This window comes from Halanaerobium polyolivorans, from assembly GCF_020711195.1.
Taxonomy (GTDB): Bacteria; Bacillota; Halanaerobiia; order Halanaerobiales; family Halanaerobiaceae; genus Halanaerobium; species Halanaerobium polyolivorans.
This window is the reverse complement of the sequence record NZ_JAJFAT010000040.1, coordinates 1-1,332: the sequence shown is the minus strand read 5'-3', so window position 1 is coordinate 1,332 and position 1,332 is coordinate 1. Positions and strand designations below refer to the sequence as shown.

At 26.1% G+C, this 1,332-nt stretch carries 2 protein-coding genes; both read left to right on the top strand.

Annotated elements, in window-relative coordinates; translation table 11 throughout:
• The first annotated feature begins 82 nt into the window (after window positions 1-82).
• Window positions 83-694 (top strand): nuclease domain-containing protein, encoded by a 612-nt coding sequence (locus tag LJ207_RS12200; protein ID WP_229346772.1) that lies wholly within the window; start codon window positions 83-85, stop codon window positions 692-694.
• A 41-nt stretch (window positions 695-735) separates the two neighbouring features.
• The gene (locus LJ207_RS12195; protein ID WP_229346771.1) at window positions 736-1,263 is read left to right on the top strand and encodes a DUF262 domain-containing protein; all 528 of its coding nucleotides are present in this window, start codon (window positions 736-738) and stop codon (window positions 1,261-1,263) included.
• Window positions 1,264-1,332: the final 69 nt, after the last annotated feature.

The window sequence follows — 1,332 nt, the reverse complement described above, 5'->3', positions numbered from 1 at the left end:
TGAACCAGTACTAGCTTAAATAGAAAAAATGAGAAACTAAGAATGAACGAGCTTAACAAACATATTCTCCATATTTAAGGGGTTGAACCGGAAACTCTATGAATATTATATTTTGATTAATATAATTAAGGTTATGAATGAATGTGAATTTAAGTGGTCTGATAAAGATCAACTTCAAAAAAGAATTAGGAAAAATTATGCTTTAAATATTTCTTCGGGGACAGTTTTAACTTTTTATTCTGATAAAAGAATAATTGAAGTACATTATGATGAAGAACTTGATAATATAACTAAGCCATCTTCAAATAATGAGACTTCTTTTATTTCAGATGGTAAAAACTTGAAGCCTGATTTTCGAATTGATGTTTATGATAGGAAAATGAACCATAAAAGAAGTTTTATAATTGAAGTTAAATATAGAAGCTTTGATAAATTATATAGTGAAGTAAGTAATACGAATGTTTTTAATAAATTAATTGATTATAAAGATAAAATAAAAGTGCTTCCCAGTTATGGTTACGCTATTGATAAAGTTTTGGTTGCTTATCCTGAAGATATTTATTATCATCAGAAGTTAAATAAACAAAGAAGTGGGACCTTTATATTTGCTCAATTATCACCATCTATTAATAATGATGGTCAGTTTGGTTATGAAGAATTCAAAAATGAAGTAAAGAAATTAATAATTAAATAATGAAAAAAGACGGTCAAAAAAATTATTTGGAGGTAAATATTATGCCATATGCTGATAGAATTAAGCCGACTCAAGATTCAATAGGAACATATTTAGATAATCTAAAGAATAAAAAATATCAAATTCCAACTTTTCAGAGAGAAGTTGTTTGGGAGGAAGATAATGTAAAGAAATTATGGGATAGCATATATAAATTTTATCCAATTGGTAGTATTCTTGTATGGAAAACTAGTGTAAAACTTCAAAATTATCGTAATATTGGAGGTCATGATATTTCAGATGATAAAGATAGATCAGAATATCAATATATATTAGATGGTCAACAAAGAACCACATCTTTATTGACATCCTTATATGGTGGTTCTATTGAAGGAAGGGAGGATTTTGACCCTGCTTTATATATAGATATAACAATAAGCGAAGAAAATGATAATACATATAAAAAACGATTTTTATTTTGGAATGATATTGATGACAAAGATGGATCAATTAAAAGAAATATCCCCAGAAGAAAAAAATATGAAAAGAATTTAATAGTAAAGTTAAATGATGTTAAAGAAAACGCTTGATTGTATAATGAACTTGAACTAATTAAAAAAATAATAAATAAAATGCCCATAGTGGACCAAACTGTAATA